Source organism: Streptomyces sp. Q6, assembly GCF_036967205.1.
GTDB lineage: Bacteria > Actinomycetota > Actinomycetes > Streptomycetales > Streptomycetaceae > Streptomyces > Streptomyces citrinus.
Map to the genome: position 1 here is coordinate 3,851,830 of NZ_CP146022.1, position 14,508 is coordinate 3,866,337.

The 14,508-nt window shown below is 70.6% G+C and carries 16 protein-coding genes, 1 pseudogene and 1 riboswitch; of the genes and pseudogenes, 9 read left to right on the top strand and 8 right to left on the bottom strand.

What is annotated here, in order from left to right; genetic code table 11:
* The first annotated feature begins 155 nt into the window (after positions 1–155).
* Positions 156–1,376, top strand: coding sequence for a Cmx/CmrA family chloramphenicol efflux MFS transporter (locus V2W30_RS17915; protein ID WP_338703663.1), 1,221 nt, complete (start codon positions 156–158; stop codon positions 1,374–1,376).
* Here V2W30_RS17915 and V2W30_RS17920 read toward each other — a convergent pair.
* Positions 1,315–1,599: a DUF4031 domain-containing protein gene (locus V2W30_RS17920; RefSeq protein ID WP_338697796.1), complete on the bottom strand. Its 285-nt coding sequence runs from the start codon at positions 1,597–1,599 to the stop codon at positions 1,315–1,317. The two genes, V2W30_RS17915 and V2W30_RS17920, sit on opposite strands and share 62 nt — an antisense overlap.
* Positions 1,596–1,976 (bottom strand): hypothetical protein, encoded by a 381-nt coding sequence (locus V2W30_RS17925; protein ID WP_338697799.1) that lies wholly within the window; start codon positions 1,974–1,976, stop codon positions 1,596–1,598. The genes V2W30_RS17920 and V2W30_RS17925 overlap by 4 nt, the downstream gene beginning before the upstream one ends.
* Before the next feature lie 107 nt (positions 1,977–2,083).
* Here V2W30_RS17925 and V2W30_RS17930 point away from each other — a divergent pair, with 107 nt between their 5' ends.
* The 3 genes from V2W30_RS17930 to V2W30_RS17940 all read left to right on the top strand — a co-directional run bounded on the left by V2W30_RS17930 (position 2,084) and on the right by V2W30_RS17940 (position 5,669).
* Positions 2,084–3,004 carry a MurR/RpiR family transcriptional regulator gene (locus V2W30_RS17930; protein ID WP_338697801.1) on the top strand — a complete coding sequence of 307 codons (921 nt, stop codon included), beginning with the start codon at positions 2,084–2,086 and terminating at the stop codon, positions 3,002–3,004.
* 162 nt (positions 3,005–3,166) lie between these two features.
* The gene (gene murQ, locus V2W30_RS17935) at positions 3,167–4,108 is read left to right on the top strand and encodes an N-acetylmuramic acid 6-phosphate etherase (protein ID WP_338697803.1); all 942 of its coding nucleotides are present in this window, start codon (positions 3,167–3,169) and stop codon (positions 4,106–4,108) included.
* Positions 4,109–4,154: 46 nt separating this feature from the next.
* Positions 4,155–5,669, top strand: coding sequence for a PTS transporter subunit EIIC (locus V2W30_RS17940; protein WP_338697806.1), 1,515 nt, complete (start codon positions 4,155–4,157; stop codon positions 5,667–5,669).
* 131 nt (positions 5,670–5,800) lie between these two features.
* Here V2W30_RS17940 and V2W30_RS17945 read toward each other — a convergent pair whose 3' ends face one another.
* Positions 5,801–6,004 carry a hypothetical protein gene (locus V2W30_RS17945; RefSeq protein WP_338703948.1) on the bottom strand — a complete coding sequence of 68 codons (204 nt, stop codon included), beginning with the start codon at positions 6,002–6,004 and terminating at the stop codon, positions 5,801–5,803.
* Entirely contained in the window at positions 6,001–6,270 is a 270-nt protein-coding gene (locus tag V2W30_RS17950; protein WP_425244555.1) for a hypothetical protein, read from the bottom strand. Before V2W30_RS17950 ends, V2W30_RS17945 begins: the two co-directional genes overlap by 4 nt.
* 80 nt (positions 6,271–6,350) lie before the next feature.
* Between V2W30_RS17950 and V2W30_RS17955 the strand changes: the two genes are divergently transcribed.
* The 4 genes and pseudogenes from V2W30_RS17955 (at position 6,351) to V2W30_RS17970 (ending at position 8,837) form a co-directional block, all read left to right on the top strand.
* Positions 6,351–7,190, top strand: coding sequence for a helix-turn-helix transcriptional regulator (locus V2W30_RS17955; protein WP_338697808.1), 840 nt, complete (start codon positions 6,351–6,353; stop codon positions 7,188–7,190).
* On the top strand, positions 7,171–7,404 hold the full coding sequence (locus V2W30_RS17960; protein ID WP_338697810.1) for a DUF397 domain-containing protein: 234 nt from the start codon (positions 7,171–7,173) through the stop codon (positions 7,402–7,404). Before V2W30_RS17955 ends, V2W30_RS17960 begins: the two co-directional genes overlap by 20 nt.
* Positions 7,405–7,676: 272 nt before the next feature.
* A pseudogene (locus tag V2W30_RS17965) lies at positions 7,677–8,503 on the top strand (hypothetical protein).
* A gap of 46 nt (positions 8,504–8,549) precedes the next feature.
* The gene (locus V2W30_RS17970; protein WP_338697812.1) at positions 8,550–8,837 is read left to right on the top strand and encodes a hypothetical protein; all 288 of its coding nucleotides are present in this window, start codon (positions 8,550–8,552) and stop codon (positions 8,835–8,837) included.
* 100 nt (positions 8,838–8,937) lie between these two features.
* Here V2W30_RS17970 and groL read toward each other — a convergent pair whose 3' ends face one another.
* The 4 genes from groL to thrC form a co-directional block, all read right to left on the bottom strand.
* Positions 8,938–10,563, bottom strand: a complete 1,626-nt coding sequence (gene groL / locus V2W30_RS17975; protein WP_338697815.1) for a chaperonin GroEL — start codon at positions 10,561–10,563, stop codon at positions 8,938–8,940.
* Between the two features lie 365 nt (positions 10,564–10,928).
* Positions 10,929–11,135 carry a cold-shock protein gene (locus tag V2W30_RS17980; RefSeq protein ID WP_005486335.1) on the bottom strand — a complete coding sequence of 69 codons (207 nt, stop codon included), beginning with the start codon at positions 11,133–11,135 and terminating at the stop codon, positions 10,929–10,931.
* A 432-nt stretch (positions 11,136–11,567) separates the two neighbouring features.
* Positions 11,568–11,843: a MoaD/ThiS family protein gene (locus tag V2W30_RS17985; RefSeq protein WP_338697825.1), complete on the bottom strand. Its 276-nt coding sequence runs from the start codon at positions 11,841–11,843 to the stop codon at positions 11,568–11,570.
* A 51-nt stretch (positions 11,844–11,894) separates the two neighbouring features.
* Positions 11,895–13,196 (bottom strand): threonine synthase, encoded by a 1,302-nt coding sequence (gene thrC, locus V2W30_RS17990; protein WP_338697826.1) that lies wholly within the window; start codon positions 13,194–13,196, stop codon positions 11,895–11,897.
* A gap of 18 nt (positions 13,197–13,214) precedes the next feature.
* A riboswitch (SAM riboswitch) is annotated at positions 13,215–13,370 on the bottom strand.
* A 159-nt stretch (positions 13,371–13,529) separates the two neighbouring features.
* Here thrC and V2W30_RS17995 point away from each other — a divergent pair.
* Positions 13,530–14,477 (top strand): glucosyl-3-phosphoglycerate synthase, encoded by a 948-nt coding sequence (locus tag V2W30_RS17995; RefSeq protein WP_338697827.1) that lies wholly within the window; start codon positions 13,530–13,532, stop codon positions 14,475–14,477.
* The last annotated feature ends 31 nt before the right edge of the window (positions 14,478–14,508 follow it).

The window sequence follows — 14,508 nt, forward strand, 5'->3', positions numbered from 1 at the left end:
GCAACGGGGAACAGAACGAACCAGACCGGCGCGAAACGGCATCACTCGGACCTCCCCGGCGCGACCCTCCGGACCAAGCCCTCCCGGGAATGCCACGCCCGCGCCCCCGGTTGACCCCTTACATGCCGCCTCAGCCCGCCCCCGCCCCCACCCGCATGCCCCTGGCCGTCTACATCCTCGGCCTCAGCGTCTTCGCTCTCGGCACGAGCGAGTTCATGCTCTCCGGCCTGCTCCCCGCGGTCGCCGACGACATGGACGTCACCATTCCGCAGGCCGGTCTGCTGATCTCGGCCTTCGCGATCGGCATGGTGGTCGGCGCCCCGCTCCTCGCGGTGGCGACCTTGCGCCTGCCCCGCCGCACCACCCTCATCGCGCTGATCACGGTCTTCGGCCTCGGCCAGATCGCGGGCGCGCTCGCCCCGTCGTACGCCGTCCTCTTCGCGTCCCGTGTCGTCTCGGCGCTGGCCTGCGCCGGTTTCTGGGCCGTGGGCGCGGCGGTCGCCATCGCGATGGTGCCGGTGAACCAGCGGGCCCGCGCGATGGCCGTGATGATCGGCGGCCTGTCGATCGCGAACGTGCTGGGCGTCCCGGCGGGCGCCTTCCTCGGCGACGGGCTCGGCTGGCGGGCCGCGTTCTGGGCGGTGGGCGCGGCCTCCGCGGTCGCCCTGGTCGGTATCGTCACGCTGGTCCCCGCGATCCCGCTCCCGGCCGAACGCCCGCGCCTCAAGCGCGAGTTGGCCATCTACGCCGACCGTCAGGTGTGGCTCTCGATCGTCGTCACGGCGCTCGCGGCCGGCGGCGTCTTCTGCGCGTTCAGCTACCTCTCGCCGCTCCTGACGGACGTGGCGGGTCTGCCCGAGGGCTGGGTCCCCGGCGTCCTCGCCCTGTTCGGGATCGGCGCCCTGGTCGGCACGACGATCGGCGGCCGGGTCGCGGACGCGCACCTCTTCGGCGTCCTGCTGACCGGCATCACCGCCTCGACCGTCTTCCTCGCGGCGCTCGCGGTCCTCGGTCACGTCGCGGTCGCGGCGGTGGCGCTGTCGTTCCTGCTCGGCCTCTCCGCGTTCTACACGGCTCCGGCGCTCAACGCCCGCATGTTCAACGTCGCGGGCGCCGCCCCCACCCTGGCCGGTGCCACCACGACGGCGGCGTTCAACCTCGGCAACACGGGCGGCCCGTGGCTCGGCGGCACGGTCATCGACGCGGACCTCGGCTACCCGGCCACCGCCTGGGCGGGCGCCGCGATGACGGTGGTGGCCCTCGCCGCGACGGCCGTCGCGCTGCGCCTGCACCGCCGCACCGGATCGAAGATCGTCACGGGCTCGGCGGCGGCACCGCAGGCCGCCCCTTCGGCCGCCGCAGCCCCGCGTCCGTGAGCCTGCGCACGAGTTCCTTCGACCCGATCGCCACGGCCCCCGCCCGCACCGCGTCCTCGTAGCGGTGCGACGGGAGGTCGTAGTGGTCGCGTTCGAAGGCGCGCGGCGGCACCCCCAACCGCTCGGCGAACGCGTGCAGTTCGTCGTACGAGACATCGCTGACCAGGTGGGACCACATCCGGCCGTGCCCCGGCCAGGTCGGCGGATCGATGTAGACGGTCATCCGGTCACGGTCCCGAGCGATCCCACCGGGGCGACCACGACCCCGGCCTCGGAGCAGACCCAGTGCGGGTCGGCGCCCAGCTCCGGTTCCACGTCCAGGGCGTGCGGCCCCTCCGTGCCCGAGCCCGCGCCGCACACGGGGCAGAGCGGCCACCGGCCGTAGCGTTCGAGGAGGCCGTCCTTCACGTCCTGCGCGACGAGCCCGGTGACGTACGCGACGCCCTCCGGCCACTGCTCGACCCACCAGCGGCGCGAGGAGATCGACTCCTCGACGAGGGAGACGACGTCCGCGTCGGCGACGTCCACCGCCTTGAGGTCGGCGAGGACGAGGGCGCGGGCGGCGTGCAGGGCCTGTTCGAGCGGGCTGACGGAATCCATGGACCCATTGTCCCGCCACCCCGCGCACCTCACGCCCCCCATATGTGACCCATGTCCCGGTCGAAGGACTCTTGACCACGACACTCCGCGAAAATATCTTTCAGTACGTGAGCAATAACGTGAAGGAAAGTTTCGCGAGTGACGCGCCCCCCGCCCCGGCGGCCCTCGCGGCCAAGGTGCGCACCCTCGCGCCGTCGATGACCCGCTCCATGCAGCGGGTCGCCGAGGCGGTCGCGGGTGACCCGGCGGGCTGCGCGGCGCTGACCGTCACCGGACTCGCCGAGCTCACCGGCACGAGCGAGGCCACGGTGGTCCGCACCGCCCGCCTCCTCGGCTACCCCGGCTACCGTGACCTGCGCCTGGCCCTCGCCGGGCTCGCCGCCCAGCAGCAGTCGGGCCGGGCCCCCGCCGTCACCGCCGACATCGCGGTCGACGACCCGATCGCCGACGTGGTCGCCAAGCTCGCGTACGACGAGCAGCAGACCCTCGCGGACACGGCGGCCGGTCTGGACACCGTGCAGCTGGGCGCCGCCGTGAACGCCCTCGCGGCCGCCCGCCGCGTCGACGTGTACGGCGTCGGCGCCTCCGGTCTCGTCGCCCAGGACCTCGCGCAGAAGCTGCTGCGGATCGGGCACATCGCCCACGCCCACAGCGACCCGCACCTGGCGATCACGAACGCGGTGACGCTGCGCTCCGGCGACGTCGCGGTCTCCATCACGCACTCCGGCGGGACCGGTGACGTCATCGAGCCGCTGCGCGTCGCCTTCGAGCACGGTGCGACGACCATCGCGATCACCGGCCGCCCCGACGGCCCGGTCTCGCAGTACGCCGACCACGTCCTGACCACGTCCATCGCCCGCGAGAGCGAGCTGCGCCCCGCCGCGATGTCATCCCGCACGAGCCAACTCCTCGTGGTGGACTGCCTGTTCGTGGGCGTGGCGCAACGCACGTACGAGACGACGGCCCCGGCCCTCTCGGCTTCCTACGAGGCCCTGGCCCACCGCCACCGAACCTCCTCCCGCAAGTAGCGCGTTCGAGCCCCCTTTCAAGCCCCCTCCGGCGATCGAGGAGCGGGGTCCGGGGCGGAGCCCCGCACCCGCACGACAGCACCCCGCACGACAGCACCCCGCACACACAGCACACACCCGGCAGAAAAACACCCGCACCCCACAGAAGGCCCCGAGACGACGATGTCCACCGACGCCACGTACACCGAACTCCGCGCCCAGCTGGCGACCCTCACGACGGAGGCGTTCCGCCCGGAGCTCGCCGAGATCGACCAGCAGTCCACGCTGGAGATCGCGAAGATCATGAACGCGGAGGACGCCTCCGTCCCCACCGCCGTCGCCGCCCAGCTCCCCGCGATCGCCGCCGCGATCGACGGCACGGCCGAGCGGATGGCCCGTGGCGGCCGCCTGATCTACGCGGGCGCCGGCACGGCCGGCCGGCTCGGGGTCCTGGACGCGTCCGAGTGCCCGCCCACCTTCAACACGGACCCGAGCGAGGTCGTCGGCCTGATCGCGGGCGGCCCGTCCGCGATGGTCACCGCCGTCGAGGGCGCCGAGGACTCCAAGGAGCTCGCGGCCGAGGACCTGGACGCGCTGAACCTGACGGCCGACGACATCGTGGTCGGCATCTCCGCCTCGGGCCGCACCCCGTACGCGATCGGCGCCGTCGAGCACGCCCGCCGCACGTACGGCGCGCTCACCGTGGGCCTGTCCTGCAACGCGGACAGCGCGCTCGCGGCCGCCGCCGACCACGGTATCGAGGTCGTCGTGGGCCCCGAACTCCTCACCGGTTCGACCCGGTTGAAGGCGGGCACGGCGCAGAAGCTCGTCCTCAACATGCTGTCGACGATCACCATGATCCGGCTCGGCAAGACGTACGGGAACCTCATGGTCGACGTACGCGCGTCGAACGAGAAGCTGCGCGCCCGCTCGCGCCGCATCGTCTCCCTGGCCACCGGCGCCGACGACAGCGCCATCGAGGCCGCGCTCGCCGCCACCGACGGCGAGGTCAAGAACGCGATCCTCGTCGTGCTCGGCGACGTGGACGGGCCGACGGCGGCCCGTCTGCTGACCGAGGCGAACGGCCACCTGCGCGCCGCCCTCGCGGCGGCGGCCACCCTCTGACCCCCACTCGTCCCCTCCCTCCCCGCACAGCAAGGCAGCACGCACCATGGCTGAGAACAAGAACCGCGACGTGGCGGCCTCGATCCTGCCGCTCGTCGGCGGTGCCGCGAACGTCACGTCCGTAGCCCACTGCATGACCCGGCTCCGACTGGGCCTGGCCGACCGCTCGCTCGTCCAGGAAGAGGCGCTCAAGGCGCTGCCCGATGTCATGGGCGTCGTCGAGGACGACACGTACCAGATCGTCCTCGGCCCGGGGAAGGTCGCCCGGGTCACCCCGGAGTTCGAGGAGCTGGTGAACGACGGCAAGGCCGCCGCCCCCGGCCCGCAGCCGCCGACCGCCGACGCGCTGGCGGCGCAGGGCGCGGAGCTCAGGGCACGGCAGAAGGCGAAGAACGCGACGCCGTTCAAGCTCTTCCTGCGGAAGATCGCCAACATCTTCGTGCCGCTGATCCCGGCCCTGATCGGCTGCGGCATCATCGCGGGCATCAACGGCCTGCTGATCAACCTGCACTGGCTGCCCGGTGTCACCCCGGCCCTCGCGGCCATCGCCTCCGGCTTCATGGCGCTGATCGCGGTCTTCGTCGGCTACAACACGGCGAAGGAGTTCGGCGGGACGCCGATCCTCGGCGGCGCGGTCGCGGCGATCATCGTGTACCCGGGTGTCGCGAACATCGACGTGTTCGGCCAGACCCTCTCCCCCGGCCAGGGCGGTGTGCTCGGCGCGCTGGGCGCGGCGGTCCTCGCGGTCTACGTCGAGAAGTGGTGCCGCAAGTGGGTGCCGGAGGCGGTCGACGTCCTCGTCACCCCGACCCTCACGGTCCTGATCTCCGGCCTGGTCACGATCTTCGGCCTGATGTTCGTCGCGGGTGAGGTCTCCACCGCGATCGGCGACGGCGCCAACTGGCTCCTGGAGAACACCGGCATCTTCGCCGGCGCGGTCCTCGGCGGGCTGTTCCTGCCGCTGGTGATGCTGGGCCTGCACCAGGCGCTGATCCCGATCCACACCACCCTGATCGAGCAGCAGGGCTACACGGTCCTGCTCCCCATCCTCGCGATGGCGGGCGCGGGCCAGGTCGGTGCGGCGATCGCCGTCTACCGGAAGCTCAAGAACAACACGTCGATCCGCAAGACCATCAAGTCGGCGCTGCCCGCCGGTTTCCTGGGCGTGGGCGAACCCCTCATCTACGGTGTCTCGCTGCCGCTGGGCCGCCCGTTCATCACGGCGTGCGTCGGCGGCGCGGCGGGCGGCGCGTTCATCGGCCTCTTCTCGATGCTCGGCACGCAGGTCGGCTCGACGGCCATCGGCCCGTCCGGCTGGGCGCTCTTCCCGCTCCTCGACGGCAACAAGGGCCTGGGCGTGACCTGCGCGATCTACGCGGGCGGCCTGCTCGTCGGCTACATCGTCGGCTACCTCGCCACGTACTACTTCGGCTTCACGAAGGAGATGATGGTCGAGTTCAACGCGGACGTGGACCTCGGCGAATCCCCCGAGGCCCACGCGGAGGAGGGCCCGTCGGCCCCGCCCGTCACCGGCACCCCCAAGGAACCGGCGAAGGTCTGACCCTTCCGCCGACCCCGAGCCCCGGGCCTCACGGACGCTTCCCCCGAGCTCCGTGGGGCCCGGCCCATGTCCGGCCGCACCTGGCGCACGTCACCCCCGGTCGCAGTGGACCGTCGGGAGCCGTCCGCCTCTCACGGCAACCGCCCCTCCCGGTTGACCCGCCGGACGCGCTCCCGCAGCACCTCCCCCACCGGCGCCGGTTCGACCGCGTCCGGCGGGCAGTCCCACTCCCGGCCCCCGCCCGGCGGCCGCAACTGCACGTAACCGCCCTCGTGCCCCATGATCTGCCCGACCCGACCGTCCCTGCGGTCGATCACGTACGTCCCGACGCTCACCGCGCACCCGCCCCGCGGCCCCCGTGCAACACGGCCACCAGCCGCATCGCCGTATCGAGGTTCACACACCCCAGGTCGACCAGCGGGTACGCCGTCTCCCCCGCCGCCGACACCGGGTCGACCCGCAACGACGGCAGCAGCACCCCCGCGCCTTCCAGCTCCGCCTTGAGCTGGGTGACCACCTCCTCCACCACCAGGATCCGCTCCGCGCCCCGCACGACCATCCCGATCAGCACCTCTCCTACCGAGTGTTCCGCATTCCTCACCCAGCGTGACCGTGTCGGCTCTACGCTTTCCAGGGGCACGCCCCAACAAAGCCCCTTGTTCGCAACGGGAGTTGATGCGCATGACCGGACCCAAGGACCTCGACCCCTCGTCCCGCCGCGTGATGATCGGCGAGGAACTGCGCCACGCCCGCGAGAGAGCGGACCTCACCCAACAGGCCCTGGGGGAACTGCTGTTCGTGAGCGGCTCGTACGTGGGACAGATGGAGGCGGGGACGCGGCGGATCCTGCCGGACATGGCGGAGCGCCTGGACGAGACGCTGGCGACCGGCGACTTCTTCGCCCGCCACTGCAAGAAGGCGAACCGGTCCCGGCACCCTGAGCAGTTCGCGGAGGCCGCCGAGGCGGAGGCCCTCGCGACAGAGATCAGGCAGTACGGGGCACTGCTCATCCCCGGCCTGCTCCAGACGGCGGACTACGCGCACGCGGTGTTCCTCGACTACCAGCCCACGGCCCCCGACGAGACCATCGGCGAGCTGCTGGCCGCCCGCATGGAGCGCACCCGCCTCCTGGACAACCCAACAAAGCCGTTGTTGTGGGCCGTTCTGGACGAGGCGGCCCTGCGTCGCTCGGTCGGCGGCGCCGCCGTGATGGCGCACCAGCTCCACCACATCGCCGCCCTGGTGCGCGCCCGCCGGGTCATCGTCCAGGTGCTCCCGTTCTCGGCAGGCGGCCACGCCTCCCTGCACGGCTCACTGAAGCTCATGTACTTCGACGACGCCCCGCCTCTCTCCTTCATCGAAGCCCCCACAACAGGGCGGTTGTTGGACGACCCGGCAACGGTCGCCCGCAACGAACTCTCCTACGACCTGGTGCGGGCCAACTCGCTCACCCCGAAGCAGTCCCTGGCCCTCATCGAGGCCGTGGCGCATGATTACGGCCATGAGGAACAGCACCCCTGAGTTCGACCTCGACCTGCACGACGCCGCCGCCCGGAGCTGGCGCAAGTCCACGTACAGCGGCGGCGAAGGCAGCGACTGCCTCGAAGTCGCCGACGCCCACACCCCATCCACCGGCATCGTGCCGGTCCGCGACTCCAAGAACCCCGACGGCCCGAAGCTCGGGCTCCGGGCGGAGGCCTGGTCCGCGTTCATCGCCGACCTGCGGCGGAACTGACCCGAAGCTCAAGCCCCGAGCCCCGAGCCCTCTTTTCAAGGAACGGGAGGTGGGCCTCAACCCACCCTCCCACCCAGCGAGTTGAGAAATCCGGACACTTTCCGGCACCGATTTGCCACGGAGCGTGACAGCGCTCTAGCGTGCCCGGACAACGAACGACCCCCGCCGGTGCTAGCAACACCATGCGGGGGTCTGACCATCAAGATCTCACCCAAGGAGATCCCGTGGCTGACGCCCAGTCTAGTCCTGCCCCTGCCCAGGAACCCCACCCGCTGGCCAACCCCGGCTACGGCAAACGCTCCGCGCCGGACCAACTCCCGCGCACCGCGCACGACTTCGCGCACCTCCCGGAACGCGAGGCGCACATCGCCGGCCTCATCGACCGGCTGCCCGACGGCGCCGACATCTCCGTGAAGGCGCTGTCCCGCTGCCTCCCGTACGGGCAGGCGGCCATGCGTACGGCACTCAACAACCTGCAGCGCGCGGGCCACTTGAGGCGCGGCCGTGAGCACGTCCAGGGCTCGGGCAGCGCGCGCTGGGTGACACGCACCTGGTTCTCCCGTACCGCGCGCGGCGACGCCTGGTGGACGGCGTACGCGAAGGGCGACGTACCGGAGCCGGACCCCGACGCGACGCGGGCGGCTCCCCGCCCCACCCGCACCCGGGCGTTCCTGCTCCTGGCCGCTCTCGGCCGCACCGCTCCGTCCCTGGCGCTGTCGGCCGCCGAGTGCGCGCGGCTCGCGCCGGAGGTGGAGCGGTGGTTCACGCGAGGCGCCACCGAGGACGACCTGCGGCACGCCCTGACCGCGGGACTGCCCAGCCCCGTCCACAGCCCGGCCGCCCTGCTGCACCGCCGCCTGATCGACAAGATCCCGGCCCCGGCCCCCGTCGCCGCCCGCCCCGTCCTGCGCCTCATCGAGTGCGCGACCTGCGGGACACCCGGCCCCCACAGGCCCTGCCGGGCGGATTCTGCTCCGGGTGCCGCGGTGCCCGCCCCGCCTGGCCGCCCACGGGTCCGCTCACACCGGAGGCCGTCCGCGCCCGCGCCGCCGAGGCCCGCGCGGCGATGCTGCCCCGGGCCGAGCGAACACGCGTATGACCGCGCTCCACATGCGCCCCGCGCCGCGCTCCCGCATCCTGGCCCCATGGCTGACAGCACCTTTTCCAAGATCTCCTGGACCGAGTTCCGCCCGAACCGAAGCCGGCTGACCGCCGGAGCGGGGCTCGCCGGGATCGGCATGGTCGTCGCCACCGCGGGCGTCGGCCTCCTCGTCTACGAGCTGGCCCGCGCGGGCCGCAACTGGACCGGCAGCTGGGAGGTGCCGCCCACGGAGCTGGCGCACCGCGCCTTCCGCCAGGCGCAGACGGCGACCCAGAGCGCCGCGCGGGCGGGCCGTGACGCGTGGAGCACGTACGAAGAGGGCGCCTCCTGAGACAGGGCCGCCTTCCGGAAACGCCCGAGGGCGGTACCCCCTCGTGAAGAGGAGGTACCGCCCTCGGAACGTACAGACCGGCTGAACCGAAAGATCCGGCTCAGAAGTCCATGTCACCGCCCGGCATGCCGCCGCCGGCCGGGGCAGCGCCCGCCTTCTCCGGCTTGTCGGCGATGACGGCCTCGGTGGTGAGGAACAGCGCGGCGATCGACGCGGCGTTCTGAAGCGCGGAGCGCGTCACCTTGGCCGGGTCGAGGATGCCCTCGGCGATCATGTCGACGTACTCGCCGGTCGCGGCGTTCAGGCCGTGACCGATGGGAAGGTTGCGCACCTTCTCCACGACGACGCCACCCTCAAGGCCACCGTTGACGGCGATCTGCTTGAGCGGGGCCTCCAGGGCGAGCTTCACGGCGTTGGCGCCGGTCGCCTCGTCACCCTCGAGCTCCAGCTTCTCGAACACCGCGGAGGCCTGGAGGAGAGCCACGCCACCACCGGCGACGATGCCCTCTTCGACGGCCGCCTTCGCGTTGCGAACGGCGTCCTCGATGCGGTGCTTGCGCTCCTTGAGCTCGACCTCGGTCGCGGCACCGGCCTTGATGACCGCAACACCGCCGGCGAGCTTCGCCAGGCGCTCCTGCAGCTTCTCGCGGTCGTAGTCGCTGTCCGAGTTCTCGATCTCGGCGCGGATCTGGTTGACGCGGCCCTGGACCTGGTCGCTGTCACCGGAGCCGTCGACGATCGTCGTCTCGTCCTTGGTGATGACGACCTTGCGGGCGCGGCCGAGCAGGTCGAGACCGGCGTTCTCCAGCTTGAGGCCGACCTCCTCGGAGATGACGGTGCCACCGGTGAGGATGGCGATGTCGCCGAGCATGGCCTTGCGGCGGTCACCGAAGCCCGGGGCCTTGACGGCGACGGACTTGAAGGTGCCACGGATCTTGTTGACGACCAGGGTCGACAGGGCCTCGCCCTCGACGTCCTCGGCGATGATCAGCAGCGGCTTGCCGGACTGCATGACCTTCTCGAGCAGCGGAAGGAGGTCCTTCACGTTGCCGATCTTCGAGTTGACGATCAGGATGTACGGGTCGTCCAGCGACGCCTCCATACGCTCCATGTCGGTGGCGAAGTACGCCGAGATGTAGCCCTTGTCGAAGCGCATACCCTCGGTGAGCTCCAGCTCCAGACCGAAGGTCTGGGACTCCTCGACGGTGATGACGCCTTCCTTGCCGACCTTGTCCATGGCCTCGGCGATGAGCTCGCCGATCTGGGTGTCGGCGGCGGAGATGGAGGCCGTCGAAGCGATCTGCTCCTTGGTCTCCACGTCCTTGGCCTGCTCGAGGAGAGCGGCGGAGACGGCCTCGACGGCCTTCTCGATGCCACGCTTGAGGGCCATCGGGTTGGCACCGGCGGCCACGTTGCGCAGACCCTCGCGCACCAGGGCCTGGGCCAGGACGGTCGCGGTCGTCGTGCCGTCACCGGCGACGTCGTCCGTCTTCTTCGCGACCTCCTTGACCAGCTCGGCGCCGATCTTCTCGTACGGGTCCTCGAGCTCGATCTCCTTGGCGATGGACACACCATCGTTGGTGATCGTGGGGGCGCCCCACTTCTTCTCGAGGACGACGTTGCGACCCTTGGGGCCCAGGGTCACCTTGACGGCGTCGGCGAGCTGGTTCATGCCGCGCTCGAGGCCGCGCCGTGCCTCCTCGTCGAACGCGATGATCTTGGCCATGTGAAGTGGTCCTCCCGGACGGGGTGGAAACGCAAACGGATCGTGCAGGTGCCCGCGACGGACGGCCTACAGCCCTTGTGGTTCCTTGCCCCACCGGCCTGCGGACCTCACCGACTCGATCCAAGTTCTGTCACTCTCACGCGGAGAGTGCTAACGCCAATGATTAGCACTCGACCCCTTCGAGTGCAAGGTGCTCCCGCGAAGCGGGATCGTTGGGGGGTGGTGGTCGGGCGACGGGCGGGCGCAAGGTGCTCCCGTGAAGACCCAGGTGGCGGGCGCAGCACGAAGGGCCCGTCCCCGGTGACCGGGAGACGGACCCTCCATGGACGTGCGACGTACGAAGCTGTCAGTCGGACGCGCGCGCTTCAGCCGGCGGCCAGGCGGACCATGTCGGCCTGCGGCCCCTTCTGGCCCTGCGAGATCTCGAATTCAACTCGCTGACCCTCTTCGAGGGTGCGGTAGCCGTCCATCTGAATCGCGCTGTAGTGGACGAATACATCCGCACCACCGTCGACCGCGATGAAGCCGTACCCCTTCTCCGCGTTGAACCACTTGACGGTGCCCTGAGCCATGCCTAACTCCCCTATTACTGGCCCTTGCGCGAGACCACACTTCGCGGTCCCGGGTCAGACCTCACTCCCCAAAGGGTTTGGGGGTGTGCGCCGGAACGCGTCGACCGCGGCTGAATGTATCTGCCCAACTGCCGTCTGCAACAGGTCAGTCGGACGAGAATTCTGGGCACGCCCGATCGGGGAAAACGGTCCAACTGGACAGATCCCAGGGCAAGTCGGGCCAGATAAATGCCATAAAGGGCCCGAAAGGGCTGCGCACTTTGGCTACTTCTTGGCGGGCTTCGGGCGAGAACTCATATGCGCCCGTCATGCACCACTCGGGGAAACGAATCAGGTTCCCCAACTGTACCGCGCTCAACCATGCAGAATTGCCCCCTCCGCTTCTCTCGCGGAGGGGGCAATTCACGTGACTCTGGGTAGAACGGCGAAAGATCAGCCGCCGGCGACGGCGGGAATGATCGAGACGCCCGCGCCGTCCGGCGTCGCCGTCTCCAGGCCCTGCTCGAAGCGGACGTCGTCGTCGTTGACGTAGACGTTGACGAAGCGGCGCAGCTTGCCCTGGTCGTCCAGGACGCGGGCGGCGATGCCCGTGTGGTTCTTCTCCAGGTCGGCGATGACCTCGGCGAGCGTGGCGCCCTGGGCGGGGACCTCCGCCTGGCCGCCGGTGTAGGTGCGGAGGATGGTGGGGATGCGTACGTTGACGCTCATGGCTGGGTGACTCCCGTTCCTACAGGTTCAGTCGGCTCAGGTGCGGTCGGCTCAGTGGTCGGCGGCGAGACCGGCGTCGCGGAACGCGTCGAGGCTCGGCCGGATCGTGGCGGTCGCCTGAGACGAATCGGCAACCGCGTCGAGGGTCTTGAGCCCGTCTCCCGTGTTCAGGACGACCGTGGTGAGCGACGGGTCGATGTGGCCCGACTCGATCAGCTTCTTCGCGACACCGAGCGTCACGCCGCCCGCCGTCTCCGCGAAGATGCCCTCCGTCTGGGCGAGCAGCTTGATCGCCTCGACGACCTGCTCGTCGTTCACGTCCTCCACGGCGCCACCGGTGCGGCGGGCGATGTCGAGCACGTACGGGCCGTCGGCCGGGTTCCCGATCGCAAGGGACTTGGCGATCGTGTTCGGCTTCTGCGGCCGTACGACGTCCGTGCCGGCCTTGTACGCCACCGAGACCGGCGAGCAGCCCTCGGCCTGGGCGCCGAAGAGCTTGTACGGCTTGTCCTCGACGAGACCGAGCTTGATCAGTTCCTGGAGGCCCTTGTCGATCTTCGTGAACTGCGAGCCGGACGCGATCGGGATGACCAGCTGGTCCGGGAGCTGCCAGCCGAGCTGCTCGCAGATCTCGTACGCGAGCGTCTTGGAGCCCTCGCCGTAGTACGGGCGCAGGTTCACGTTCACAAAGCCCCAGCCCTCGCCCAGCGGGTCGCCGATGAGCTCGGAGCAGAAGCGGTTCACGTCGTCGTAGTTGCCCTCGATGGCGACGAGGTCACCGCCGTAGACACCGGCCATGACGACCTTGCCCTGCTCCAGGTCGTGCGGGATGAACACACAGGAGCGGAAGCCGGCGCGGGCGGCCGCGGCGCCGACGGCGCCGGCCAGGTTGCCGGTGGAGGAGCAGGAGAGGGTGGTGAAGCCGAAGGCGCGGGCGGCCTCGATGGCCTGCGCGACGACGCGGTCCTTGAACGAGTGGGTCGGGTTGCCGGAGTCGTCCTTGACGAACAACTTGCCCTGCTCGACGCCGAGTTCACGGGCCAGGTTGTCGGCCTTGACCAGCTGGGTCCAGCCCGGGTTCAGGTTCGGCTTCTCGGCGACGTCGGCCGGGACCGGCAGGAGGGGGGCGTAGCGCCAGATGTTGGCGGGCCCGGCCTCGATCTGCTTGCGGAGCGCCTCGGGGTCGCCGACGGGAAGGTCGTACGCGACTTCCAGAGGCCCGAAACACTCGACGCAGGCGAAGATCGGCCCGAGCGGGAACCGGGCGCCGCACTCGCGGCAGGAGAGGCCCGCGGCGGGACCGAGATCAACGGTCACAGCGGCGGTTTCGGTGGCGACAGTCTGTACAGCCATGAGAGGCGAGGCCCTTTCTCCTCATCTTCCTCGCGGCGCACCTCGCCGCGAGACGGATTTGGCACCTTCCCTAGCCGGGAGCCTCGCGACGTCGACGATGACAGTCACACGAGACCGGCTGGAGGGTTGCCGGGGCTTCAACGGGCCGTATCCCTCTGCCCCTCTGGATGAGCGGTATTCGGTTGTGTGTCATGCGGTGATGCGCGGCGGCGACCCCGACATGCGATGGTCACCGGCCTTGTTCAAGACTGTAACCGACGCCCTGGACCCTTGAGATAGTCGTCCGAACCGCGAGATGGATCACATCCCCCGCACCGTGAGGAGCCGCGCAACGTGCTGGAAGAAGTCGAGCGCTGGCTGAGCAGGCGCTCCTGGTCCGTGGCCGACCGCCCCCTGCACCAGCTGATCGCCGCGAAACGGGCGTCGGGCCGGACGGTGAGTGTCGTCCTGCCCGCGCTGAACGAGGAGGGGACGGTCGGCGAGATCGTCTCGGTGATCCGGCGCGAGCTGATGACGGAGGCCGCTCCGCTCGTCGACGAGATCGTCGTGGTCGACTCCGGCTCCACGGACCGCACGTCCGAGGTGGCCGCGGCGGCCGGCGCGCGCGTCGAGCACCGCGACGCGATCCTGCCGCGCGTCCCGGCCAGGCCAGGCAAGGGTGAGGTGCTGTGGCGTTCCCTGCTCGTCACTTCGGGTGACATCGTCTGCTTCGTCGACGCGGACCTGAAGGAGTTCTCGGCGGACTTCGTCTCCGGGATCATCGGGCCGCTGCTCACCGACCCGGGCGTGGACTTCGTCAAGGCGATGTACGACCGGCCGCTGGCCGGCGCGGCGGGCCAGGGCGGGCGCGTGACGGAGCTGATGGCGCGGCCGATCCTCAATCTGCACTGGCCCCAACTCGCCGGATTCGTCCAGCCGTTGGGCGGCGAGTACGCGGCCAGGCGCTCCCTGCTGGAACAGCTGCCGTTCCCCGTCGGCTACGGGGTGGAGCTCGGCCTGCTGGTGGACGCGCTGCACACCGTGGGCCTGGACGCGCTCGCCCAGGTCGACGTGGGGGTCAGGATCCACCGGCACCAGGACGGGCAGGCGCTCGGCCGGATGGCCGCGGCGATCTACCGCACCGCGCAGTTGCGGCTCGCGCGCGGGCATCTGGTGCGTCCGGTGCTCACCCAGTTCGAGCGCGGCGAGGACGGGTTCGAGCCGCGGACGTACGCGGTGGACACCGAGGAGCGGCCCCCGATGACCGAAATCAGTGAGTACGCGGAGCGTCGCGTGGCGTAATCCGTAGATCATCATGCATTTTGCCTAAATT